The following is a 24,219-nucleotide window of genomic DNA, read 5'->3' as shown; positions in this document are numbered from 1 at the left end:
GAGTCAGCGCACCGCCGCCTCGGCGGGGGAGGCCGGGGAGCCCCCGGGGGTCCGCTGCGGGCCGGCGGTGTGCGGGGTGCCGGGCATGATCGCCCTTCCTTTCACGGCGGGGAGAACGGCACGCCCGTCCCCCCGGCTCGGCGTGGTCTCCGCGGCTCGACATGGGTCACCGCTGTGCGCGGATCGCTGTCATCGTGCCACGTCGCCGGGGAGGCCGCCGGGCTCCACGTGATTTGGGTGATCAGTTCGCCCGGAAGGTCCGGGAATTCGGGTCGGCCGCCGCCGTCAGACCGGCTCCAGGCAGGTGTCCTGGTGGATGCGGGCGGCCGGCACGCCGTCCTCGCGCAGGTGCCGCACGGTCTGCCGCACCATGTCCGGCGGGCCGCAGACGTAGACCTCGTGCTCGTTCCAGGCGTGGAAGCGCCGCACGACGTCCGGCAGCCGCCCCCGCAGGCCGTCGTAGGACGGCTGTTCCGACACCACGGGCACCACCCGCAGCCAGGGGTAGGACGCCTCCATGCGGATCAGGTCCCCGAGGTCGTACAGCTCGGCCGCGGTGCGGGCGCCGAACAGCAGGTGGATGTTGGGGCGGCGGCCCGAGGCGATGACGTGCTCGATGATCGCCTTCAGCGGGGCCAGCCCGGTGCCGCCCGCCACGCACAACAGGTCGCGGTCGGCCCCGCCGTCCGGCGGGCTCATCGTGCCGACCGGCGGGCCGAGCAGCAGGGAGTCGCCGATCTTGGTGTGCGTGACCAGCGCGGTGCTGACCCAGCCGGCGGCGACGGCACGCACGTGCAGGCGGACGAGGTTGTCCGGGCGCGGCGCGTTGGCGAGCGAGTACGTGCGCCACACCCGCGGCCAGCGCTCGGTCTGCACGTTGACGTACTGCCCGGCGGTGAACGCCAGCGGGGCGCCGGGGCGCAGGGTGATGACCGCGATGTCGGGTGTGCGCCGGTCGTGGTCGACCACCTCGGCGAGCCACCAGGCGGGGGAGACCCCCGCGTCGGCCTCGGCCGCCTCGATCATCATGTTGGCCGCCGCGGTGTACGCCGCCACCCAGGCGGCCTCCATCTCGGCCGACCACATGCAGGCGGCGAATCGTCTCATCGTGGCGACCAGGGCGTTGCCGACGGCGGTGTAGTGCTCGGCGAGCACACCGTACTTGCGGTGGTCGCGGCCGAGCTGCCCGAGGTAGACGGTGAGGCCGTCCGGGTGGTCGATGCTCCAGACGATGCGGGTGAGCGCGGCGAACAGGCGCTCCCGCTGGACGTCCATGGCAGGGGGGAACATGCCGCGCAGGTGTGGGTGCTCCGCGAACAAGCGCCCGTAGAAGTAGGCCGCCGCCTTGGCCATGACCGGCTGGACGACGGAAAAACTTTCCTTGATGAGACGTGGATTCAAAGACATTGATGGACGCCACCCTTGCGGGATCGGATTTCCCGATCCGGTCTGCACCTCCTTGACGGTCCGGGTCGTGAGCGTACGGCGGTCCCGGCCCGGCCGTTCGCTCGAAATGGAGTCTTCCATTCCCCATTGCGCCTCACAACCGTTTCACCACAAGGCGCGGCGTAAGCGAACTCTTGGTAATCACCGGATGATTGTCGGTGACCGCCGATTTTCGCCGGTCGGAGGGGCATGGTGAACGAAATTCATCTCTCGTTTTACCTAATAATTCTCAGTCGGCATCACTCCCCGTCATTCCGGAAGCCCGACGATATTTCATGTATTGGGAGAGTCGGATCGTCCCCACCCTCGCCGGGGCCGTCCCGGCGGCGGCGGGGGCGGCCGCGGCGCGGGATGACGCGGCACGGGTTCCCGCCGCAGGTCCGGGCCTGATTGGACCGTGCCAGTGTGACGAATGATGCTGAAGTGACGTGACTGATACTCGGATAGCCGACATACCCGAAATGCAGTACGCCATGATGGGTTTGCCACAGGAATGGGCTGGATGCCGCCGCACCTGGGCGGTACGACCTCGCGCGAGCCCCTGGAGATCGCATGTCCCGACCGTTGATCGGTATCACCACCTACTTCGACGCGGCCCGCTGGGGCACGTGGGTCCGCGAAGCCGTGATCTCGCCGCCCGCGTACACCAAGGCGGTCGACCGGGCGGGTGGCGCGCCCGTACTCGTCCCGCCGCTCAGCCAGGGAGCGATCGACGGGTACGTGCGCGGCCTGTCCGGCCTGATCCTCGCGGGTGGCGTGGAGGTGGACCCGGCGGCCTACGGCGAGGAGCGCGACGAGCGGCTGGAGGAGCCCCAGCCGGGCCGCGACCGGTTCGAGCTGACGCTGGCCCGCGCGGCCATCGACGCCGGGGTGCCCCTGCTCGGCGTGGCCCGGGGCATGCACGTGATCAACATCGCCCTCGGCGGCACGCTGATCCCGTGGCTGCCGAGCGCCGTCCACCACGAGCGGCACGGCGCGAGCACCCCGCACGTCATCACGGTCAGCGTGTCCAGCAAGGTGGGCAAGGCGATCGGCGACCGCATCGAGGTGTCCACGCCGCACAACCAGGCCGTCAAGCGGCTCGGCAACGGCCTGCTCGCCATCGCCTGGGCCGACGACCAGATCGTCGAGGCCGTGGAGCTGCCCGGCCACCCTTTCTGCGTGGGCGTCCAGTGGCACCCCGAGCGCGGCGACGACAACCGCCTGGTGGACGCCCTGGTCGAGGCGGCGATGCCCTGACGGCCCGTTCGGCCCGTCGGGCCCGTACGGCCGGGCGCGCCCGCCGCGAGCGGGCGCGCACCCCCCGGGGGGGCTCTCAGAAGCTGCGCGGCAGGCCGAGGACCTGCGTGGCGAGGTAGTTCAGCAGCAGTTCCTCGGTGACCGGCGCCACCCGCCCGATGCGGGCGTCGGCCAGCAGCCGGGCGACGGGGTACTCCAGGGAGTAGGCCATCCCTCCGTGCGTCTGGAAGGCGTGGTCGGCCGCCTCCCAGGCGGCCTGCGAGGCGGCGAGCTTGGCGATGTTGGCCTCGGTGGCGCAGGGCTCGCGCCGGTCGAACAGCCAGGCCGCCTTGTACAGCATCAGCCGGGCCAGCTCGATCTTCGCCTTCACCTGCGCCAGCGGGAACGCGATCGCCTGGTTGGCGCCGATCGGCCGGCCGAACACCTCACGCTCCTTGGCGTAGGCCACGGCCACCCGCAGCGCCACCTCGGCGCCGCCGAGCGCGCTCGCCCCGAGCAGCACCCGCTCGGGGTTGAGGATGTCCCACAACACCAGCGCCCCGGCGTCCACCTCGCCGAGCACGGCGGACGCCGGCACCCGCAGGTCGTCGAGGAACACCATGTTGGACGGCGTGGTGTTGGCCCCCATCTTCGGGATCGGCCGGAAGGTGAGCTGCCCGGCCGCGGCGGCGCGCGGCACGTCCACCAGGAAGACGGTGAGCCCCGTGGTGCGCGGCTTCGCCCGCTCGGCCGGGATGGTGCGGGTGACCAGCAGCATCCAGCTCGCCCGCTGCACGCCGGTGATCCAGATCTTCCTGCCGTTGATCACGTATTCGTCGCCGTCGCGGCGGGCGGAGGTGGTGATGGCCAGGGAGTTGGACCCGGCGTCCGGCTCGGTGAGGGCGAAGCAGGTCTCGGCCTCCCCGCGTGCCAGCCGCGGCAGCAGCTCGGCCCTCTGCGCCTCCGAGCCGTGCCGGGCGATGGTCAGGGCGCCGAAGCCGGGGGTGAGCACGTAGGTGAACGCCGAGCCGCCCGCCGCGCCTGAGGCGGCCAGGGTCTCGGTGGCCACGGCCAGCTCCAGCAGGCCCTGCCCGCCGCCGCCGTACTCCTCGGGCACCGCGAGGCCGAGCCAGCCGCCCTTGGCGAGCTCCGACCACACCTCCTCCGGCCAGCGCTTTTCGGTCTCGCAGCGCTGCCAGTACGCCATGTCGTACCGCGAGCAGACGTCCGCGATGCCGCGGCGCACGTCCTCGGCGGTCTCCGGAAGCGTGAAATCCACCGTGATCACTCCAATTCCCGTCGCGCAATACTAGAACGGAGTTCTGCTGTGGACGAGGAGGACGGCGCCGTCTACGCGCGCGGCCGCCGGGCGTGGTACACGAACGCGGGCGGCAGGTTGCCCCACACGGTGCGGCTCGGCACGACCTCCTCGAAGGTCGACGCGAGCAGCCGCCGGAAACGCAGCGCCGGGGGAAGCGTGCGCGCGTGCACGTAGGCGAAGGTGGTGAACGCCCCCTCCGGCGCGAGCACGCCGGTGATCGCGGAGAGCAGCCGGTCCTGCACCGCGGGCGGGAACGCCGCCCACGGCAGGCCGCTGATCACCGCGTCGGCCCGCTCCAGGCCGCGCTCGGCGAGGATGCGCGGCAGCTCCGCGGCGTCGTCCACGACGATCTCGGCCCCGGGGTGGCGCCCGGACAGCAGCTCCGCGAGCTTGGCGTTGATCTCGACGGCCAGGTGGTGGCCGCGCCCGCCCAGCCTGTGCTGGATCTCCGCGGTGAACGCGCCGGTCCCCGGGCCGAGCTCCACGATCACGGGCTCGCCCCGCTCGGGCACCGGGCTGGCGATCGCCCTGGCCAGGCGGCGCGAGCTCGGCGCGACCGCCCCGGTGGTGCCGGGCGACCGGACGAACTGCCCGAAGAACACTGCGGAGTCATTGGCCATGGACCTGACATTAAACGACAAAGCGCTCTGCTCACTTCCACCGGACGGACGATCTCGCGGTCCCCAGGAGGATGCCATCTCCACCACCCGGATGGTGCCTCTTCGCCGGGGAAAAACCGGTCCGGACGGTGGCTTTCCGCCGGGGAGAACCCGGTACGTGCCACCCGCCCCCAGACCGCCCGGGGCTCGCCCGCCGCAGGCGCCGCCCACCGGATAGGGTCGTCATCAGTGTCGCGAACGGGCACGCGGAGGCGGCGCGGGCACACACCGGCACGCCGGGGCACACGGGGGACGGGTGACGGGTGACGAGGTCGCATGGTCGTGAGGGAGAGCCACGGGTGAGCGCCGCGGAGGACCGGATCTGGACGGTTCCGAACGCCCTGAGCATGCTCCGCCTGCTCGGCGTCCCGGTGTTCCTGTGGCTCGTGCTCGGCCCGCAGGCCGACGGCTGGGCCCTGCTGCTGCTGATGCTGGCCGGCTTCTCCGACTGGCTGGACGGCAAGCTGGCGCGGGCCTGGAACCAGACCAGCCGGGCGGGCCGCCTGCTCGACCCCCTGGCCGACCGCCTCTACATCCTCGCCACCCTGATCGGGCTGACGCTGCGCGAGGTGATCCCCTGGTGGCTGGCCGGGCTGCTCATCGCCCGCGACGTGCTGCTGCTGCTGTGCGTGCCGATCCTGCGCCGCCACGGCCTCGGCACCGCGCTGCCGGTGCACTTCCTCGGCAAGGCGGCCACCGCGGGGCTGCTGTACGCCTTCCCTTTGCTCTTCCTGGCCTCCCACGACGGCTGGTACGCGGACGTGGCCCGAATCCTGGGATGGGCCTTTGCCATCTGGGGAACAGGTCTGTATTGGTGGGCGGGGGCGCTGTACGTGGTTCAGGGGCGTCGGCTCATCGGTGGGGCGAGCCGGGCATGACCGACCGTGGGGCCCGCCCCGGCGAGCCTCCTCCGGTGCGTGCCCGGGCGCGCGTTCGGGTGCCCGCCGTGACACGACATCCGGAGGGTGATCAGTGAAGGCCGTCGTGATGGCGGGCGGTGAGGGCACTCGGCTGCGGCCGATGACCGCCAACCAGCCCAAGCCGCTGCTGCCCGTGGTCAACCGGCCCATCATGGAGCACGTCCTCCGCCTGCTGAAACGCCACGGCTTCACCGAGACCGTGGTGACCGTGCAGTTCCTGGCCGCGCTGGTGCGCAACTACTTCGGCGACGGCGACGAGCTCGGCATGAGCTTGCACTACGCCACCGAGGAGGTGCCCCTCGGCACCGCGGGCAGCGTCAAGAACGCCGCGGACAAGCTGCGCGACGAGCGTTTCCTCGTCATCTCCGGCGACGCGCTGACCGACATCGACCTCACCGACATGATCAGGTTCCACGAGGAGAACCGGGCGCTGGTCACCATCGGGCTCAAGCGGGTGCCCAACCCCCTGGAGTTCGGCATCATCATCGTGGACGACCAGGGCCGGGTGCAGCGCTTCCTGGAGAAGCCCACCTGGGGCCAGGTGTTCTCCGACACCGTCAACACCGGCGTCTACGTCATGGAGCCCGAGGTCCTGGACGAGGTGGCGCCCGGCGTGCCCGTCGACTGGTCGGGAGACGTGTTCCCCAAGCTGCTGGAGCGCGGCGCCCCGCTGTACGGCTACGTCGCCTCCGGGTACTGGGAGGACGTCGGCACCCACGAGAGCTACCTCAAGGCCCAGGCCGACGCCCTGTCCGGCCGGGTGCGCCTGGACCCCGACGGCTTCGAGCTGTCCCCGGGGGTGTGGGTGGCCGAGGGCGCCTCGGTGGACCCCGAGGCCGTGCTGAAGGGCCCGCTGTACATCGGCGGCTACGCCAAGGTCGAGGCCGGCGCGGAGCTGCGCGAGTACACCGTGCTCGGCGACAACGTCGTGGTGAAGGAGGGGGCCTTCCTGCACCGCGCCGTCGTGCACGACAACGTCTACATCGGCCCGAGCGCCAACCTTCGCGGCTGCGTGGTGGGGAAGAACACCGACATCATGACCGGCGCCCGCATCGAGGAGAACGCGATCGTGGGCGACGAGTGCGTGATCGAGGCCGAGGCCTACGTCTCGTCCGGCGTGAAGATCTACCCGTTCAAGACCATCGAGGCCGGGGCGGTCGTCAACACCAGCGTGATCTGGGAGTCGCGCGGCCAGCGCAGCCTGTTCGGCCCGCGCGGGGTGTCCGGGCTGGTCAACGTCGAGATCACCCCCGAGCTGTGCGTGCGGCTCGCCAGCGCCTACGCCACCACGCTGAAGAAGGGCGAGTCGGTCATCACCTCGCGCGACTCCTCGCGCGCCGCGCGGGCGTTCAAGCGGGCGGTGATCAGCGCGCTGAACGCCAGCGCCGTCAACGTGCTGGACCTGGAGGCCGCCGCGCTGCCGGTGGCGCGCTTCCACACCGCCAACGGCACCGCCTCCGGCGGCATCGCGCTGCGCACCACGCCGGGGGACCCGCAGAGCGTCGACATCGTGTTCATGGACCACAACGGCGCCGACCTGTCCCAGGGCGCCCAGCGCAAGCTGGAGCGGGTGTTCTCCCGGCAGGAGTTCCGGCGGGCCTTCCCCGGCGAGATCGCCGAGCTGAGCTTCCCGGCCCGCGCGGTGGAGGACTACGCCCGCGAGCTGCTGCGCTGCATCGACATGTCCGGCGTGCGGGACGCCGAGATGAAGGTCGTCATCGACTGCGCCGGCGGCACCTCGTCGCTGGTGCTGCCCACCCTGCTCGGCCGGGTCGGCGTGGACGTGCTGACCGTCAACAACCGCCTGGACGACTCCTCGCCCACCGAGACCCTCGCCGAGCGCCGCAGGGACCTGCAGCGGCTGGCCGAGCTCGTGGCGTCCTCCAGGGCCGCGTTCGGGGTGCGTTTCGACACCGTGGGGGAGCGCATCTCGCTGGTGGACGAGATGGGGCAGCTCATCAGCGAGGAGCGGGCCCTGCTGGTCGTGCTGGACCTGGTGGCCGCCGAGCGCCGCGGCGGGCGGGTGGCGCTGCCGGTGACCACCACCCGGGTGGCCGAGCAGGTCTGCCGGTTCCACGGCGCCCAGGTGCAGTGGACGCCCACCGCGCTGGACGCGCTCACCTCGGCCGCGGCCGACCCGGACCTGATCTTCGCGGCGGACGGGCGTGGCGGGTTCATCGTGCCGGAGTTCGCGGCCACCGTGGACGGCCTGGCGTCGTTCCTGCGGCTGCTCGGGCTGGTCGCCCGCACCCGGCTGTCGCTGAGCCAGATCGACGCCCGCATCCCGCGCGCCAAGATGCTCAAGCGCACCGTGCCGACGCCGTGGGCCGCCAAGGGCGCGGTGATGCGGTCGGTGGTGGAGGCCGCCGACGGCTACCATCTGGACACCACCGACGGCGTGCGGGTGGTCGAGGAGGACGGCGGGTGGGCGCTGATCCTGCCCGACCCGGCCGAGGCGGTCACCCACCTGTGGGCGGAGGCCGACGACCTGGACGTGGCGCAGGCCCTCCTGGAACGCTGGGCCCGGGTGGTGGAACAGGCGGTCGGGCCCTGACCGCCGAGGAACCGCCCGTTAGGTGGCAAACGACCCGATTTCTGGCGCATTCGCACGGCGCGCCGCATGGACCAGAGGGCGCGGCGGGCGGTAGCTTTGGACCGGCGCGGCGAGCCGAGTCGGAGGGAGCGAGGGGCGAGCGCCGTTCACCATCACGCGAGCCCCCGTCAGCGATGACTCGAACGAGCCCGACCAGCAGCAAGTCCGACCCCGCGAGCCTGACCTCGTCTTGACCTTTGCGACTCAATCAGCGTAGGTTGCGGCATTCGCAGTCTGAGCAATCTTGAGAAGCGAAGCACCGAGGCACGCCGCACCGAGCACCGTCGCCGCGACTTCGCGGTAGGAGGCCGAGCCGATCCGATGCCGAGCGTCTACTGCACGCAGTGCGGTCATGCCAACCCTGACGACGCCCGTTTCTGCTCTCGGTGCGGGTCGCCGTTGAACCGTGTCGAGAACACGCCCGGGGACACCACCTCCACGATCTCCTTGAGCGGGATCGAGGCGATGGACGGCGAGGCCACAGGACAGACGCTCCTGCCGGACCGGGCGGCGGTGGAGCAATTGCCGCCGGGCACCGCCCTGCTGGTGGTGATGCGCGGTCCCAACGCCGGGAGCCGGTTCCTGCTCGACAGCGACCTCACCACGGCCGGGCGTCACCCCGAGAGCGACATCTTCCTCGACGACGTCACGGTCTCGCGGCGCCACGCCGAGTTCTACCGCCGCGGCGGCTATTTCACCGCCCGCGACGTCGGCAGCCTCAACGGCACCTACGTCAACCGCGAGCGCATCGAGGAGCATCCGCTGACCGGCGGCGACGAGGTCCAGATCGGCAAGTTCCGGCTGGTGTTCCTCACCCGTGCGTGATCGGGGACGGTGATGGGCGCGCAGGCCGCCAGGGCGTTCATGAGCATCGGGGAGGTCCTCGAGCTCCTGCGCCCCGACTTTCCCGACATCACCGTCTCCAAGATCCGGTTCCTGGAGGGGGAGGGGCTCATCGAGCCCCAGCGCGCCCCCTCCGGGTACCGCAAGTTCACCCACGCCGACGTCGAGCGACTGCGTTTCATCCTCACCGCCCAGCGGGACCGCTACCTCCCGCTGCGCGTGATCAAGGACCACCTGGACACCGCGGGCCACGACGGCGCCGGTCCCCGCTCCCTGGAGGCCCCCGAGCCGGAGGTGCGGCTCGGCCGCGCCGAGCTGTGCGAGGAGGCCGGGCTGGACGAGGAGACCCTCGCCGAGCTGGAGGACTACGGCCTGCTGGCCCCGGTGGCCCGCCGGTACGACGCCGAGGCCCTCGCCGTGGCCAGGGCCTGCGGCGCTCTCGCGGCCTACGGGCTGCACCCCCGCCACCTGCGCGTGCTGCGGGCCGCCGCCGAGCGTGAGGCGGGCCTCGTGGAGCAGGCCGTGGCCCCGCTGCTGCGCCGCCGCGCCCCGGGGGCCGCCGGGCAGGCCGAGCAGACCGCCCGCGAGTTGTCGGAACTGCTGCTCGACCTGCACTCCGCCCTCGTGAAGGGCGCCCTGCGCGGCATTCTGGGCCGTTGACCGAGGCACCCGGACATTTCGGGGTGCGAGGATGTTACGTTGAGGTTTGCGGCGATGGTCACGCCGCGAGCCGAGAGCCGCGAGGGAGCAGGCCTGAAGCGGGCCGGCGACCAACGAGACGGAGCCGCCTGTGTTGCAGATGGAGGTCGTGGGGGTCCGGGTAGAGATGCCCTCCAACCAGCCCATCGTCTTGCTCAAGGAGGCGAAGGGCGAGCGTTATCTGCCGATCTGGATAGGGATGACCGAGGCCACGGCCATCGCTCTCGCACAGGCCGAGGAGCCGCCGCCGAGGCCGCTCACGCATGACCTGTTCAAGGACGTCATCGAGGCACTCGGGGTGCGGTTGCAGACGGTCAACATCGTCGCGCTGCGCGACGGCATCTTCTTCGCCGACCTGGTGTTCTCCAACGGCGTCGAGGTGAGCGCGCGGCCGTCCGACTCGATCGCGCTGGCCCTGCGGACCGGCGCGGGCATCTTCGCCAGCGAGGACGTCGTCCGCGAGGCGGGCGTCATCATCCCCGACGACCAGGAGGACGAGGTCGAGAAGTTCCGCGAGTTCCTGGACACGATCACACCGGAGGACTTCGGGCGTGCCGGTTAGTCATATCGGGCATTTACGCTTCACGACGCGCCGGGCGGGATCGTTGACTGAGCATCCCGCCGGTCCTACGGTGCAAGGGAACCCACGGTTGTAATTCACGAACCCCCAGATCAGACCGTGGGATGAGAGAAAGCCGGAGGTCCGCAGTGGCGGTCAGCAGCGGCGAGGGCAAGTCGGCCGGCCAGCGCGATCGGGCTCAGCGTCAGTCGGCACGTGAGCGCGCGGGCGAGCAGGGCCTGCTGTTCGGCGAGCGGCCCGGGTCGCTCCCCGCCGACGTGGGTTACCGCGGCCCGACGGCGTGCTCGGCGGCCGGCATCACCTACCGGCAGCTCGACTACTGGGCACGCACGCAGCTCGTCGAGCCGTCGGTGCGCGCCGCGCAGGGTTCGGGCTCGCAGCGGCTGTACAGCTTCCGCGACATCCTGGTGCTCAAGGTCGTCAAGCGCCTGCTCGACACCGGGGTGTCCCTGCAGCAGATCCGCACCGCCGTCCAGCACCTGCGCCAGCGCGGCGTGGACGACCTGGCGCAGATCACCCTGATGAGTGACGGGGTCAGCGTCTACGAGTGCACCTCGGCCGACGAGGTGATCGATCTGCTGGAAGGCGGTCAGGGCGTGTTCGGCATCGCCCTCGGCGGCGTCTGGCGCGAGGTGGAGGGCTCCCTGGCCGAACTGCCCGGGGAGCGCGCCGAGCCGGCCGACCGTGACCCTTTCGCCGAGCACCCCGGTGACGAGCTCGCCCAGCGCAGACGGGCCCGCCGCACCGGCTAGGCCTGCTTTCCGCGCGACCCCGAAGGGCCCCTGGTCAGGCACTGTGTGCCCTGAGTGATCGGTGCGGGCCGGCGAGGGGCACGGGCCAGGGCCGGGTAGGGGTGCCCCCTGCCCGGAGGCGGGCGGGTACCATTGGCGTGAAGCTTTCGACCCCGCGCGGGAGAGTCCCGGGCACGAGCCGGCGCCTGCACGGAGCCGGTGGGTGACCCGGGCGCCGAAGGAGCAACCTCCCCGGAATCTCTCAGGCACCCGTACCGCGTGGGCGAGGCCACTCTGGAAAGTAGGCGTGCCCGCCAGGCGTGCCTCACCGACGGTGCAAGCCCCCGCCCGGGGGTGAAGCTCTCAGGTCGTGACGAGGGATGTCGCGCTGACAGAGGGGGAGATCAGGCGCATCCGCGCGCCCGCTCCCAGCCACGTCCAGGAGGGCCTCATGACCGATCGGTCCCCGCTTCGCGACCTGTCCGCACCGCCGTTCGTCACCCGGCACGTCGGCCCCTCCGACGCCGAGCAGGCCCGCATGCTCCAGGCCGTCGGGTACGCCTCGGTGGCCGACCTGATCGCCCTGGCGGTGCCCGGCGCCATCCGCGCCGAGGAGCCGCTCGACCTGCCCGAGGCGGCGAGCGAGACCGAGGCCATCGCCGAGCTGCGCGCCCTCGCCGGGCGCAACCGCGTGCTCACCTCCATGATCGGGCTCGGCTACCACGACACGATCACCCCGGCGGTCATCCGGCGCAACCTGCTGGAGAACCCCGGCTGGTACACCGCCTACACCCCCTACCAGCCGGAGATCTCGCAGGGCCGCCTGGAGGCGCTGCTCAACTTCCAGACCATGGTGTCCGACCTGACCGGCCTTGACGTCGCCGGCGCGTCGCTGCTCGACGAGGCCACGGCCGCCGCCGAGGCGATGACCCTCGCCCGCCGGGCCGGCCGCGCCCCCGGCGCGCGGTTCGCGGTGGACGCCGACGCGCTGCCGCAGACCAAGGCCGTGCTGGCCACCCGGGCCGAGCCGCTCGGCATCGAACTGGTCGAGGCCGACCTCTCCGCCGGCCTGCCCGAGGGAGATCTTTTCGGCGTGCTCGTGCAGTACCCCGGCGCGGGCGGCCGGGTCGCCGACTTCCGCGAGGTCGCCGAGGCCGCCCACGAGCGCGGCGCCCTGGTGGTGGCCGCCGCCGACCTGCTGGCGCTCACCCTGCTGGAGGCACCCGGTACCCTCGGCGCCGACATCGCGATCGGCTCGACCCAGCGCTTCGGCGTGCCGCTCGGCTTCGGCGGGCCGCACGCCGCGTACATGTCGGTGCGCGAGGGCCTGCAGCGCCAGCTCCCCGGCCGCCTGGTCGGGGTCTCCAGGGACGCCGACGGCCACCCCGCGTACCGGCTGGCCCTGCAGACCCGCGAGCAGCACATCCGCCGCGAGAAGGCCACCAGCAACATCTGCACCGCCCAGGTGCTGCTCGCCGTGATCGCCTCCATGTACGCCGTCTACCACGGGCCCGACGGCCTGCGGCGCGTCGCGCAGCGCGTGCACCGGCACGCGGCCGTGCTGGCGGCCGGGCTGCGGGGCGGCGGCGTCGAGGTGGTGCACGACGAGTTCTTCGACACCGTGCGGGCCCACGTGCCCGGCCGGGCCGCCGAGGTCGTCGCGGCCGCCGAGGCGCTGGGCGTCAACCTGCGGCAGGACGGCCCCGACCACGTCGGCGTGACCTGCGACGAGACCACCACCGCGGACCACCTGCGTGCCGTGTGGGAGGCCTTCGGGTGCTCCGGCCTCGTGGTGGACGACCTGGACATCGCCACCTCCGACGCTCTGCCCGCCGCGCTGCTGCGCACCACCGGCTACCTCACCCACCCGGTGTTCTCCTCGTACCGCTCCGAGACGGCGATGCTGCGCTACCTGCGCAGGCTCCAGGACAAGGACATCGCGCTCGACCGGTCCATGATCCCGCTGGGCTCCTGCACGATGAAGCTCAACGCGACCACCGAGATGGAGCCGGTCACCTGGCCGGAGTTCGCCGCGATCCACCCGTACGCGCCGCCCGCGCAGGCCGAGGGTTACCTGCGGCTCATCGGTGACCTGGAGCGCTGGCTGGCCGAGGTCACCGGGTACGCCGCGGTGTCGCTCCAGCCGAACGCCGGCTCCCAGGGGGAGTTCGCCGGCCTGCTCGCCATCCAGGCTTACCACCGGGCCAACGGCGACGAGGGCCGCGACGTGTGCCTCATCCCGTCGTCCGCGCACGGCACCAACGCCGCCAGCGCCGTCATGGCGGGCATGCGGGTCGTCGTGGTGGCCTGCGACGACCAGGGCAACGTCGACGTCGCCGACCTCACCGCCAAGATCGAGAAGCACGCGGAGCGGCTCGCCGCCATCATGGTGACGTACCCCTCCACGCACGGCGTGTACGAGGAGACCATCACCGAGATCTGCGACCTCGTCCACCGGGCGGGCGGCCAGGTCTACGTGGACGGCGCCAACCTCAACGCCCTGGTGGGCCTCGCGAAGCCCGGCTGGTTCGGCGCGGACGTCTCCCACCTGAACCTCCACAAGACCTTCTGCATCCCCCACGGCGGCGGCGGCCCCGGCGTGGGCCCGGTCGCCGTCCGCGAGCACCTGGCCCCCTACCTCCCGTCCCACCCGATGAACGGCGGCCCCGTCGGTCCCGTCTCCGCCGCCCCCTACGGCTCGGCCGGCATCCTGCCGATCTCCTGGGCCTACGTCCGCATGATGGGCGCCGACGGCCTGAAGGCGGCCACCGAGCAGGCCATCCTCTCCGCCAACTACCTGGCCCGCCGCCTGTCCCCGCACTACCCCGTCCTGTACACGGGCCGCGAGGGCCTGGTCGCCCACGAGTGCATCGTCGACCTGCGCCAGATCACCAAGGAGACCGGCGTCACCGTGGACGACGTGGCCAAGCGCCTGATCGACTACGGCTTCCACGCCCCCACGATGTCCTTCCCGGTGGCCGGCACCCTGATGATCGAGCCCACCGAGAGCGAGGACCTGGCCGAGCTGGACCGCTTCTGCGACGCCATGATCGCCATCCGCGCCGAGATCCGCAAGGTCGCCGAAGGCGCCTACGACCGCACGGACAACCCCCTGCGCGGCGCCCCCCACACCGCCGGCGCCCTGATGGCCGAGCCCTGGCCGCACGCCTACACCCGGGCCGAGGCCGCCTACCCCGTCCCCGCACTGCACGAGGCGAAGTACTGGCCCCCCGTCCGCCGCATCGACCAGGCCTACGGCGACCGCAACCTCATCTGCGCCTGCCCCCCTCTGGAGGCCTACGAGGACTGACCCACCCCACACCTGGCGCCACCGGCCTGGTGGGCGAGCCGGAAGGCGCCCGCGAGGCCGGGGCCCGGCACGGACGCGGAGCCCCGGCGGCCCGTCCCGGTGGTGCACCTGCCCTCGGCGCTGATGCCCGTGTTCGAGCGGGCCCCCCTGCCGGCCGACCTGCACCAGCGGCTCCAGCACACCGGCGACGTCCCCCGTGCGTCCGTCATCCTTTCGGCGAGTGCCGGAAGGATCCGGCGGGCAGGGGAGGAGACGTCACTCATCGTGATGAGGTATGCGGGGAGCGGGCATCGGTCTCGGAGAGGGGGCGGGATCGGCATAATGGTCGCGGCGCGTGGTGTTGGCGGATTCCCCCTATCCGGAGATGAGGGCGCTATGGCGGCGCATGAGGTGCAGTCAGGGCGGCTCATCGAGGACGCGCGGCGCAGGGCCGAGAGCGGCGATCTGGACGGGGCGGCGGAGATCTTCGCGGGGCTGGTCGCGGACGGGCGCGAACAGGACCGGGCGCAGGCGGCGGTGGGGCTGGCCGTGGTGCTGGAGGAGCGGGGAGACGTGGCGGGCGCGCGGGCCGCGGCGCGGACGGCGCTGGCGACGGGGCATCCGGAGTACGCGGCGCAGGCGGCGTGCCACCTGGCCCGCGGGTTCGAGCGCGACGGGCTCGCCGACCAGGCCCGCGCGGCGTGGCAGGCCGTGATCGGGGTCGGGACGCCCGCTTACCTCCCGGCCGCTCACATGGCGCTGGCCCGGCTCGCGGCCGAGCGCGGGGACGACGCCGAGGCCGAGTCGGCGCTGCGGGCGGCCCTCGCCACCGGTGACCCGAATGCCGGCTCCCGCGCGGCGCAGCACCTGGCGGAGTACCTCCTCGCCGGGGGAGCGCCGGGCGAGGCGGCCGACGTGCTGCTGGCCGCGCTCGACCTGCCGGAGATCGCCGACGCCGGGCGGCTGCGCGTGCTGCTCGGCATGGCCCACCTGGACATGGCCTGCGCCGAGCTCGCCATCGCCGTCGAGACCGCCGGGGACGCCGACAGCGTGGCCCTCGCCGTGGAGCTGCTGGCCCGCACCCTCCCACTGCGCGGCAGGGACGAGGACGCCGACGTGGCCTGGGCCTACGGCCTGGACCACCCCGATCCGTCCGTCGCCGAGCAGGTCGCCCTCCGCCTCGGCCGCGACCCCGCCGCGGCCGAGGAACTCGCCCACCGGCTGGACCGCGACGACCCCGGGAACGCTCCCGGCGTGTAGCCGCGGCCCGCCGTGGGGCAGCCGGTCCGGGTCGAGCCCGTCACGCCGGACGATGAGCGGCCGAGCCGAGCCCGCTCAGTGGGTTGGCCCCAGCGCCGTCAGCGATGATCGAAGAGGTTCGCGCCATCACCGCCCCGTCACGCCGGACGATGAGCGGCCGAGCCCGTACCGGCTCGGCGGGTCGGTCCCAGCGCCGTCAGCGATCATCGAAGAGGTCCGCGCCATCACCGCGACCGTGGCCACCGCCGCCCTGGCCGCGCCGCCCGGGGCGATCGGGCCTGGTGGGCACGTCTCGTCGTAGTGGACCGCGGCGACGGGAAGACCGAGGGTCAGCGGCGGCGGCGGCCGAAGGCGGCCGCGATGTTGACGACGACGATGCCCGCCCAGGCGAGGAACAAGCCGGCCGGGCCCGCCTCGCCGGCGGCGATGGCGGTCAGGGGGATGCCGATGCCGAGCGAGCCGAGCGCGATCGGGATCGTGCCGTCACTGTGGCGCTGCTGCTTCTGCGGCGGCGCGTAGGGAGGCGTTCCGTGCGGACCGGGCGGCGGGTAGCCGTGGCCCGTCTGGGCGGCCACCTCGGCGCGGACACGGGCCTGGATGGCACCGTCGACCTTGTCCAGGAACGACTCCACCAGCGCGGTCTCGTACTCGGGGCCGAGGTCCCGACGGGCCTCGACTGTGGCGCGAAGCTCGTCGCGCGGCAAGGATGAATTCTCCGGCACGCTCCTAATCTGGCACAAATTCACAACCGGTGGCATCCCCCCGGAGAAGTAGACGCATCGTTCCCCGGTACCGGAACGTCCCTCATCGCCCGCGGGCGGGTGCCCCGGGGGCGCGGCGCGCACACCGTCACGGGGTCCACCGGCTTCGGCACGGCGAGCTCGGACAGGGGTGAGCAGGGCCGCGACCCGCGGGTGGTCGGACATCGCGGCGGGCGGGACTCCGTCCCGCCGTACACCCCGTCGTAGGCCGCGACCCCGACCGGCGGCCCGGCGAGATCAGATCGATACGTTCCCGCAGTGCGTCCCCCGTCCGGGCCGGGGAACACCGGCGGCGCGGGCATCGGCCAGTCGGAAGGGCTGCGTCACGCGGGCCGCGGCGCCGCCGATCGCGCGGGCCGCGGCGCGCACGGTCAGCAGGTCGGGGGCGTCCACCCCGCCTGCGGAGCCGTGGGTGAGCACCAGCAGGGGCCGCCCCTGGCTGTCGCCAGGTTGTCGTCGCCGTTGAGGTCTTTGACCACCACGACGACATGCCCCCGGCACGGCGCGACCAGGACGTTTTTGATGTGCGCGGCCCGCCACGCGGTCCGGTCGAGCCTAGGGGAGTGGTCGCCGGACAGGGCGGATGTTCACGTTCCGCGCCAGGTGCCTGTTCGCGTTCGCCCCGCCTGGGTGCCTCTTCACGGGCCGGACGACCTCGGGACGCGCCCAGGGGCGTGCGGGGGAGCGCGGCGGGGGTCGGCTAGCGTGGCGGCCATGCGCGTCATGACCGGCCGGGGACCGGCGATCGTGGAGGTCGACGAGGCGGACGAGGCCCGTTTCCTGCTGGTGCTCACCCATGGCTCCGCGGGCGGGGTGGACGCCCCCGACCTGCTGGCCGTGCGCGCCGCGGCCCGCGCGATCGGCGGCACCGTGGCCCGGGTGACGCAGCCCTTCCGGCTGGCCGGCGCCCGCGCCCCCGGCTCCCCGGCCCGCCAGGACGAGGCGTGGGCCGAGGTGCTGCACGAGGTCCGCGCCGCGTACCCCCGGCTCCCTCTGGTGCAGGGCGGCCGCAGCAACGGCGCCCGGGTGGCCTGCCGCACCGCCCGCGCTGTCGGCGCCCACGCGGTGGTGGCCCTGGCCTTCCCCCTGGTCCCCCCGGGCAAGCCGGACCGTTCGCGGGCGGACGAACTGCGCGAGGCGGGCGTGGACGTCCTCGCCGTCAGCGGCGACCGCGACCCCTTCGGCGTCCCCGCCGAGGCGGACGCCACCCGCGTGGTGGTGATTCCCGGCGAGAACCACGACCTCAAGAAGGATCCCGCCCGCGTGGGCGAGGCCGTCGCCGCCTGGCTCGCCCCCAGGTTCCGCTGATCAGACCCCGGGAACCGTGGCCCCCGGGGGAAGCACGGGCGCGGGTGGCCGGGTTCCCCCGGTCGGACCGGGACCGCCGCGGACGGCGGGGGAGGGGGACTTCCGGAGCGAGGCGGGGGGTGGCTATACTTGAGGGAACATCCTATGGTCGGATGAATAAAAGTCGTCGGCGCCACGCCGGGGGTGTGGTGCGGCGGGCCGTCACATCGAGGGGGAGGGGCGGACCGGCCGGGGTTCCGGTCCCGGCGTCCCGGCGTCCGGGCGCAGGGGATTTCGGTCTCCGTGCTCGGGATCACCGGGCGCTGGAAAGCCCTCCGGAGTGCCGGTCGAGGGCAAAGGGAGGGAGCGGCACGGTACTGGCCGGCTCAGGTGGAACCTGAATCCGGTGGCGGCGCCAGGAGGTGCCTGGTCGCGGGTGCTGGTTCCGGCATGGCGGAGATCGTGGTTCGCCGGTGGCGGCCGATCGTCGCGGGCCCGGTCAGGGCTGGTCCCCTGGCCCCTGGCGGGCGGGCGGTGATCGGCCGGAGTTCCCCGTTCGGCTGTCTCAGGTGATGCCGGGTGCTGGGTGGGTCAGGCGGCGCTGATGGCGAGGTCGGTGGGGCGGTGCGGTGCGATCACCGCGCCGTCGGGCAGGAGCTCCCCGGTGTCCTCGAAAAGCACGATGCCGTTGCACAAGAGGCTCCACCCCTGCTCGGGGTGGGCCGCTACGGTGCGGGCGGCTTCGCGGTCCGATGCGGAACTGCTCGGACAGGACGGCTCATGCGGGCACATGGGTGTGCCTCCGGATTTCTCTCTCGATCTGTTGTGCTCGGCCGGGATCCCGCGGGCAAGGAGGCATCCGCCACCTGCCCGTTCCCCCGACCCCCGTAGGACGGGGCCGAGCGCTGTCTGGTTGCCGTGTGCGCGAGGGCACACCTCTAGAGTAAGTGTGCTGCGGGTCACATGCGCGCGACATAGCCCGTTAGGACGGTTTCCGGTCGTGAGTCAGGGGTCCGGGTAGGTCTTCGGGGCTGGTCTGGCCATGTGACCTGCGACACAAGGGTGCCCCACCGAATATAACGGTCCAAGCACGACTCGCCGCCGAACAGATAAACGAGGAATTACGGCTCCCTGAGGCCTTTGAGCACGGCGTCCAGACCCCGGTCGAAGGCCGCGACGGCGGCGTCGGCGGACTCGGGGGGCGCCGCCTGGGGGAGGGGCGACGGGGGGCCGCCGTTCTCGTCGTCCGGCTCGGCGGGGGCGGCCCAGCCGGAGCGCTGGATCTCCACCGCGACGCTGCCCATGGTGTACGCGCGCAGGGTGCGCACCGCCGGGCCGGGGTCGGGCAGGCCGGTCGCGGCGAGTTGCTCGGTCTGCTCCCTGATGGCCAGCAGTGCGGTGCCCCGGGGGGGCTTGGTCAGCGCGAGGGCGAGCACCCCGGGGTGCTCGAGCAGGGCGGCCCGGCCGGCGTGGGCCCACGCGCGGGCGACGTCCCGCCAGTCGGCGAGGCCCGAGGAGTCCACGGCGACGGTGGTGACGTGCTCGGCGAGCGCGTCCAGCAGGGCCTCCTTGCCGCGGGGGAGGTGGTGGTAGATCGCCATGGCCTCCACCTGCAGGGCGTCGCCGAGGCGCCGCATGGTGAGACGGCGCAGGCCCTGGCCGTCGGCGATGTGCAGGGCGGCCTCGATGATGCGGTCACGGGACAGCGGGACCGGGGGTCGTTTCGCGGGCATGCCCATGATGATCCACACGATGACTTACTTTGTAAAGGGCGGCGCGCCGTACCGCGTACCGTCCCGCTCGCACGGGGCCGTACGCTGGGCACCATCGACGAACGCCGGGACGACCGGCGGTGTGCCGGAAAGGGGCGGACGATGGCGTTTTTCCGACCGGGGGTCAGCCGGGAGGCCGAGGTCAGGCATCACGCCGATCATGAGGTCGGCGAGGGTTTCCCCGCGCTGCTGGACAAGGCGCGTGCCGCCGAGGCCGCGCTGCGCCGTGCCCAGGCCGCCGGGGCCGGTGCCGACGAGCTCCGCGCCGCCGGCCTCGCCTACGACCGCGCCCTCACCGACGCCCTGCGCGCCGCCGAGGCCGCCAAGCGCGCCGCGCTCGGCGTGAAGGCCTACGACGACCGCATCCGCCGCCGCAAGGGTGTCGCGACCCCGCGTGGCGCCATGTGGACCGCCGAGGTCGACCGCCTGCGCACCCTGCGCGAGGAGCACCGCCTCACCGGCATCGCCCGCGTCCCCCGGCCCATGCCCGCCGCCGGCTGACCCGCGCCTGAGACACGCCGAACCCCGCACGGCGGTGCCGTGCGGGGTTCTGTGACGACCGGCCGGAGCGCGGCGCCGGGGTCAGCTCGCCCAGTCCAGCAGGGGCCGGGTGTTGCTCGGGTGGCGCAGCTTGGAGAGCGACTCCTTCTCCAGCTGGCGGATGCGCTCCCGGGTCAGGCCCAGGTGCTTGCCGATCTCGTCGAGGGTGTGCGGCTTGCCGTCCACCAGCCCGAAGCGCAGAGCCATGATCTTGGCCTCGCGCGGGGTCAGGTTGCCGAGGACGCCGCGCAGCTCGGCGCCGAGCAACTGCCGGTCCACCACCTCGGACGCCTCGGGGGCGTCCACGTCCTCGATGAGGTCGCCGATGGTGGTCTCGCCGTCCTCGCCGATGGTGGCGTTGAGGCTGATCGGCTGGCGGCTGGTGCGCAGCAGCTCCTCGATCTGGTCGGGGGTCTTGTCGAGCTCCACCGCCAGCTCCTCGGGGGTGGGCTCGCGGCCGAGGCGCTGGTGCATGTCACGCTCGACGCGCGACAGCTTGGACAGCATCTCCAGCACGTGCACCGGCAGCCGGATGGTGCGGGCCGAGTCGGCGAACCCGCGCTGGATCGCCTGCCGGATCCACCACATGGCGTAGGTGGAGAACTTGTACCCCTTGGAGTAGTCGAACTTCTCCACGGCGCGGATCAGCCCGAGGTTGCCCTCCTGCACGACGTCCAGCAGCGCCATGCCCCGGTCGGTGTACTTCTTCGCCACCGAGACGACCAGCCGGAGGTTGGCCTCCAGCATGTGGTCCTTGGCGTGCCGGCCGTCGGCGGCGACCCACTCGAGGTCGGCCCGCTCGTCGCCGGTGAGGATCTCGTTCTCCAGCTTGTGCTCGGCGTACAGCCCGGCCTCGATGCGCTTGGCCAGCTCGACCTCCTCGGCCGCGGTGAGCAGCGTGCGGCGGCCGATCGACTTGAGGTAGGTGTGCACCGAGTCACCCATGACCGAGGACTGGTCGTCCAGGTCGAGTGTCTCGCTCTGCAGGTCGGCCTCGTCCGGCTCGCCCCAGGCGTCCTCGGTGTCGTCGGGCTCGGGACGGGGCGCCGGGACCTCGGCCGCGGCGGTCTTGCCGGTACGGCGGGCGGCGGGGCGACGGGTGCGCGCGGCCTCGGTGCCCGCACGGCCCTCGGCGGGCCGGACGTCCTCGGCGTTGTCGGCGGCCGGGTCGGTGGAGACGATGGTGCGGGTCATTGCGGTCTTCGCGGTAGTCTTCACAGCGGTGCTCTTACGGGTCTTCCTCGCCGGGGCTCCGGTCCGCGCGGGCGGCGCGTCCTCCGCGGTGAGGCTCACTCCGGCGTCGGTGAGCTCTCGCAGGATCGATCGCCCTCGGGCGGGCGTGATCCGCGCCGTGTGGAACGCCTCGCGGAGTTCCGCGAGGGAAAGGTGACCTTGCGCTCGCCCGCGGTCGATGACCTGGGCGACGATTGTCGGGGTGGCCTCGCGCTCAGTCGAGGTCGCCACGGCGGTTCGGGGCATGAGCACACCTCCTCCGTCACGGAGTTCCTACGTTCGATGGGGTGGCGCGGCATCCAGGCGCACCAGTATCAATAACGTTCCGGGGCGTCGTTTGTTCCCGTGGCGTACCGGAGGCTCCCCATCGCCACCGCCGTCCTGTGCTACCCATCTTCCCTGGTCGCACTCCTCGTCCCGCGCGCGGGTCCCCGGCACGGCGAGAGGCGGGCCGCTCGCGGCGGCCCGCCTCCCCGTGAAGATCCGCTGGTGGGCGCCCCGGAGACGGGGCGGCGCCGTCAGTCCTTCTTCTTGGGTTTGTCCGGCGTGAGGACCGGGATGGGGAGCGGCTCGGCCTCTTCCATGCGCCTCTCGGTCCAGAACTCGGCGACCTTCTTCGGGTCGCCCTCCATGTCCTCGCGGACGACGAACTTCTCGGGGGAGCGGGTCGGCTCGGCGTTCTGCGGGATGGCCGGGCCGGGGATCTGCCCGGGGGCCTCGCCCGGGGCGTCCGTCGAGGTACCGCTCGGGCTCCCGGCGCCCAACCCTCCCGAGGCGGCCGCGGCCGCGACGGAGATGCCCCCAGCGAGGATCACACCGGCGACACCGGCGGAGATCCACATCTTGCGGGTCGGCTTGATCAAAGCGTCGTCCTTCCTGGATCCGGCTTGCCGGTATGACGCGCCGGATGTGACTTCTGGTTCCCTTGACCGGACATTGTGGTCAAGATTCATCCTTTGTGCTAGCAAAGCCGAAAATATTGCGACGTATGGCTACAAGATCATGTTTGCCGTTGGGCAGCAGCGGGAGCCCGTCCAGCACCTCCAGCGCCCGCGGCGCCGCGTAGCCCGGCAGCGTCTCCTTCACCGCCGCGCGTAGCTCCCCGAGCGTCGGCGGGGCTCCCGGATCGGCGGGCACGACGACCGCGACCACCTCCTCGCCCCACTCCGGGTGCGGCCGCCCCACCACCACGGCGTCGCGCACCGCCGGGTGGCCCGCCAGCACGCCGGCCACCGGCCCGGCGGCGACCTTGCGCCCGCCGGTGTTGATCACGTCGTCCGCGCGGCCGAGCACGCGCAGGCGTCCGTCCCGGAACTCTCCCACATCAGATGTGACGTACCAGCCGCCCTGAAGGTTCGACGGCGCCGCCCCTGACCGGTATCCGGAGAACAGCACCGGCCCGCGGATCCTGATCCGCCCGTCCGCCCCGACACCGGCCTCCACGCCGTCCAGCGGCACGCCGTCGTACACGCACCCGCCGCAGGTCTCGCTCATGCCGTACGTCGTCACGACCCTCGTGCCCGCCGCGGCGGCGAGGCCCGGCGGCGCGGCGGCCCCGCCGAGCAGCACCGTGCGGAACCTTGACAGGCCGGCGCCGTGGTCGAGGAGCCGCCTGAGCTGGGTGGGCACCAGGGACACGTGGTCGGCGCCGCTCGCGGCCACCGCGGCGGGGGAGAAGCGTTCGTGGATCAGGGGCTCGGTCCCCGACAACACCGACCGGACCAGCACCTGCAGGCCGGAGACGTGCGACGGCGGCAGGCAGCACAACCACCGTTCCCCCGGCCGCGCCCCGAGCCGCCGCAGGGACGCCTCCGCCGAGGCGGTCAGCGCCCCGGCGGACAGCTCCACTCCCTTGGGCGTCCCCGTGGACCCGCTCGTCGAGATGATCACCGCGGTGCCCGCGCGGGTGGGCACCCCGCCGGGGAAGGGCCGCGTGCCCTCGGGGGTGACCACGTGGGTGGGGCGCAGCGCCGCGAGGACCGCCCGCAGCGCCGGGCCGGGCAGCCCGGGGTCCAGAGGCAGCACCGCGGGGCCGTCGCCGTCCAGCGCCCGGCGTACGCGGTCGAAAAGGGCGCCGTCCGGAGGCGAAACCACCGCGTGCACAGGCCGCTCACTCACGGTCGTAAGGTTAGTCCCGTCGTATGCACGCCCCCGCCCGAGTCGCCGGCCGGGCGACGCGCAGGTGAGCGCAGGTGAGTGAGGAGCGAGTGTGACCGTGAGCACTGTCGACTGGAAGCGGTCCGGTGACTACGAGGACATCATCTACGAGACCGGCGAAGGCATCGCGAAGATCACCATCAACCGTCCCGAGCGGCGCAACGCCTTCCGCCCCACCACGCTGTTCGAGCTTCGCGACGCCTTCGAGAAGGCCCGCGACGACGGCGAGGTCGGTGTGATCATCCTCACCGGGGCGGGCACCGAGGCGTTCTGCTCCGGCGGCGACCAGAAGATCCGCGGCGACGACGGCTACGTCGGCCCGGACGGCATCGGCCGCCTCAACGTCCTGGACCTGCAGATCCAGATCCGTCGCCTGCCGAAGCCGGTCGTCGCGATGGTCGCCGGGTACGCCGTGGGCGGCGGGCACGTGCTCCACGTCTGCTGCGACCTGACCATCGCCGCCGACAACGCCGTCTTCGGCCAGACCGGCCCGAAGGTCGGCTCGTTCGACGGCGGGTACGGCGCGTGGCTGCTCGCCGAGACCGTCGGCCTGAAGAAGGCCCGCGAGATCTGGTACCTGTGCCGCTTCTACAACGCGGCCGAGGCCGAGGCCATGGGCCTGGTCAACAAGGTCGTGCCGCTGGCCGACCTGGAGGCCGAGACCGTCCAGTGGTGCCGGGAGATGCTCGACAAGTCGCCGCTGGCGCTGCGCATGCTCAAGGGCGCCATCAACGCGGTCAGCGACGGCGCCGCCGGCATGCAGCAGTTCGCCGGGGACGCCACGCTGCTGTACTACATGAGCGAAGAGGCCCAGGAGGGCCGTGACGCGTTCAAGGAGAAGCGGCGCCCTGATTTCTCCAGATTCCCCCGACGTCCCTAGATGAGCTGTCTGTCCGCGGCCGTGCGCCCG

The 24,219-nt window shown here is 72.6% G+C and carries 21 protein-coding genes, 1 pseudogene and 1 riboswitch; of the genes and pseudogenes, 12 read left to right on the top strand and 10 right to left on the bottom strand.

The window, feature by feature from the left end; translation table 11 throughout:
- Positions 1–285: 285 nt before the first annotated feature.
- Positions 286–1,407, bottom strand: coding sequence for a globin domain-containing protein (locus ABGB17_RS26815; protein WP_347634319.1), 1,122 nt, complete (start codon positions 1,405–1,407; stop codon positions 286–288).
- A 591-nt stretch (positions 1,408–1,998) separates the two neighbouring features.
- Here ABGB17_RS26815 and ABGB17_RS26810 point away from each other — a divergent pair.
- Positions 1,999–2,685, top strand: a complete 687-nt coding sequence (locus ABGB17_RS26810; RefSeq protein ID WP_347634317.1) for a gamma-glutamyl-gamma-aminobutyrate hydrolase family protein — start codon at positions 1,999–2,001, stop codon at positions 2,683–2,685.
- Between the two features lie 76 nt (positions 2,686–2,761).
- Here ABGB17_RS26810 and ABGB17_RS26805 read toward each other — a convergent pair whose 3' ends face one another.
- Together ABGB17_RS26805 and ABGB17_RS26800 are read right to left on the bottom strand one after the other, a co-directional pair.
- The gene (locus ABGB17_RS26805) at positions 2,762–3,943 is read right to left on the bottom strand and encodes an acyl-CoA dehydrogenase family protein (protein WP_347634315.1); all 1,182 of its coding nucleotides are present in this window, start codon (positions 3,941–3,943) and stop codon (positions 2,762–2,764) included.
- 71 nt (positions 3,944–4,014) lie between these two features.
- Complete coding sequence (locus tag ABGB17_RS26800; protein ID WP_347634313.1) at positions 4,015–4,605, bottom strand: methyltransferase domain-containing protein; 591 nt, start codon at positions 4,603–4,605, stop codon at positions 4,015–4,017.
- 338 nt (positions 4,606–4,943) lie between these two features.
- Between ABGB17_RS26800 and ABGB17_RS26795 the strand changes: the two genes are divergently transcribed.
- The 8 genes from ABGB17_RS26795 to ABGB17_RS26760 all read left to right on the top strand — a co-directional run bounded on the left by ABGB17_RS26795 (position 4,944) and on the right by ABGB17_RS26760 (position 15,559).
- Positions 4,944–5,522, top strand: a complete 579-nt coding sequence (locus tag ABGB17_RS26795) for a CDP-alcohol phosphatidyltransferase family protein (RefSeq protein WP_347634311.1) — start codon at positions 4,944–4,946, stop codon at positions 5,520–5,522.
- 94 nt (positions 5,523–5,616) lie between these two features.
- Positions 5,617–8,118 carry a mannose-1-phosphate guanyltransferase gene (locus ABGB17_RS26790; RefSeq protein WP_347634309.1) on the top strand — a complete coding sequence of 834 codons (2,502 nt, stop codon included), beginning with the start codon at positions 5,617–5,619 and terminating at the stop codon, positions 8,116–8,118.
- A gap of 360 nt (positions 8,119–8,478) precedes the next feature.
- A complete protein-coding gene (locus ABGB17_RS26785; protein ID WP_347634307.1) occupies positions 8,479–8,982 on the top strand; it encodes an FHA domain-containing protein in 504 nt (167 codons plus the stop codon).
- 12 nt (positions 8,983–8,994) lie between these two features.
- Positions 8,995–9,660, top strand: a complete 666-nt coding sequence (locus ABGB17_RS26780; protein WP_347634305.1) for a MerR family transcriptional regulator — start codon at positions 8,995–8,997, stop codon at positions 9,658–9,660.
- A gap of 130 nt (positions 9,661–9,790) precedes the next feature.
- The gene (locus ABGB17_RS26775) at positions 9,791–10,261 is read left to right on the top strand and encodes a bifunctional nuclease family protein (protein WP_347634304.1); all 471 of its coding nucleotides are present in this window, start codon (positions 9,791–9,793) and stop codon (positions 10,259–10,261) included.
- Positions 10,262–10,407: 146 nt separating this feature from the next.
- Entirely contained in the window at positions 10,408–11,031 is a 624-nt protein-coding gene (locus ABGB17_RS26770; protein ID WP_347634302.1) for a MerR family transcriptional regulator, read from the top strand.
- Between the two features lie 147 nt (positions 11,032–11,178).
- Positions 11,179–11,298, top strand: a riboswitch (glycine riboswitch).
- 163 nt (positions 11,299–11,461) lie between these two features.
- On the top strand, positions 11,462–14,320 hold the full coding sequence (gene gcvP / locus ABGB17_RS26765; protein ID WP_347634300.1) for an aminomethyl-transferring glycine dehydrogenase: 2,859 nt from the start codon (positions 11,462–11,464) through the stop codon (positions 14,318–14,320).
- Between the two features lie 375 nt (positions 14,321–14,695).
- A complete protein-coding gene (locus ABGB17_RS26760) occupies positions 14,696–15,559 on the top strand; it encodes a hypothetical protein (protein ID WP_347634298.1) in 864 nt (287 codons plus the stop codon).
- 329 nt (positions 15,560–15,888) lie between these two features.
- Here the strand turns inward: ABGB17_RS26760 and ABGB17_RS26755 are convergent, their stop codons facing one another.
- Both ABGB17_RS26755 and ABGB17_RS26750 read right to left on the bottom strand, forming a co-directional pair.
- Positions 15,889–16,281 carry a hypothetical protein gene (locus ABGB17_RS26755; RefSeq protein ID WP_347634296.1) on the bottom strand — a complete coding sequence of 131 codons (393 nt, stop codon included), beginning with the start codon at positions 16,279–16,281 and terminating at the stop codon, positions 15,889–15,891.
- Between the two features lie 342 nt (positions 16,282–16,623).
- Positions 16,624–16,746 (bottom strand): annotated as a pseudogene (locus ABGB17_RS26750) (alpha/beta hydrolase); the annotation flags it as partial.
- A 288-nt stretch (positions 16,747–17,034) separates the two neighbouring features.
- On the opposite strand from ABGB17_RS26750, the gene ABGB17_RS26745 reads away from it, so the two are divergent.
- Positions 17,035–17,628, top strand: a complete 594-nt coding sequence (locus ABGB17_RS26745; RefSeq protein ID WP_347634294.1) for an alpha/beta family hydrolase — start codon at positions 17,035–17,037, stop codon at positions 17,626–17,628.
- Between the two features lie 570 nt (positions 17,629–18,198).
- Here ABGB17_RS26745 and ABGB17_RS26740 read toward each other — a convergent pair.
- Together ABGB17_RS26740 and ABGB17_RS26735 are read right to left on the bottom strand one after the other, a co-directional pair.
- On the bottom strand, positions 18,199–18,399 hold the full coding sequence (locus ABGB17_RS26740) for a DUF5999 family protein (protein WP_347634292.1): 201 nt from the start codon (positions 18,397–18,399) through the stop codon (positions 18,199–18,201).
- A 329-nt stretch (positions 18,400–18,728) separates the two neighbouring features.
- Positions 18,729–19,340: a TetR/AcrR family transcriptional regulator C-terminal domain-containing protein gene (locus tag ABGB17_RS26735; RefSeq protein ID WP_347634290.1), complete on the bottom strand. Its 612-nt coding sequence runs from the start codon at positions 19,338–19,340 to the stop codon at positions 18,729–18,731.
- Positions 19,341–19,481: 141 nt separating this feature from the next.
- Between ABGB17_RS26735 and ABGB17_RS26730 the strand changes: the two genes are divergently transcribed.
- Complete coding sequence (locus ABGB17_RS26730; protein ID WP_347634288.1) at positions 19,482–19,880, top strand: hypothetical protein; 399 nt, start codon at positions 19,482–19,484, stop codon at positions 19,878–19,880.
- Positions 19,881–19,961: 81 nt separating this feature from the next.
- On the opposite strand, the gene ABGB17_RS26725 is transcribed toward ABGB17_RS26730, so the two are convergent.
- From ABGB17_RS26725 to ABGB17_RS26715, 3 genes are all read right to left on the bottom strand, one after another.
- Positions 19,962–21,398, bottom strand: coding sequence for an RNA polymerase sigma factor (locus tag ABGB17_RS26725; RefSeq protein ID WP_347634286.1), 1,437 nt, complete (start codon positions 21,396–21,398; stop codon positions 19,962–19,964).
- Positions 21,399–21,670: 272 nt separating this feature from the next.
- Positions 21,671–22,015 carry a hypothetical protein gene (locus ABGB17_RS26720; protein ID WP_347634285.1) on the bottom strand — a complete coding sequence of 115 codons (345 nt, stop codon included), beginning with the start codon at positions 22,013–22,015 and terminating at the stop codon, positions 21,671–21,673.
- 79 nt (positions 22,016–22,094) lie between these two features.
- Positions 22,095–23,270, bottom strand: a complete 1,176-nt coding sequence (locus ABGB17_RS26715; protein WP_347634283.1) for an AMP-binding protein — start codon at positions 23,268–23,270, stop codon at positions 22,095–22,097.
- Positions 23,271–23,367: 97 nt separating this feature from the next.
- Between ABGB17_RS26715 and menB the strand changes: the two genes are divergently transcribed.
- Positions 23,368–24,189, top strand: a complete 822-nt coding sequence (gene menB, locus ABGB17_RS26710) for a 1,4-dihydroxy-2-naphthoyl-CoA synthase (RefSeq protein ID WP_347634397.1) — start codon at positions 23,368–23,370, stop codon at positions 24,187–24,189.
- Positions 24,190–24,219 lie beyond the last annotated feature (30 nt).

It is taken from the genome of Sphaerisporangium sp. B11E5 (genome assembly GCF_039871875.1).
Taxonomy (GTDB): Bacteria; Actinomycetota; Actinomycetes; order Streptosporangiales; family Streptosporangiaceae; genus Sphaerisporangium.
Note: the sequence above shows the minus strand (reverse complement) of the source record. Positions and strands in the feature narration are given on the sequence as shown.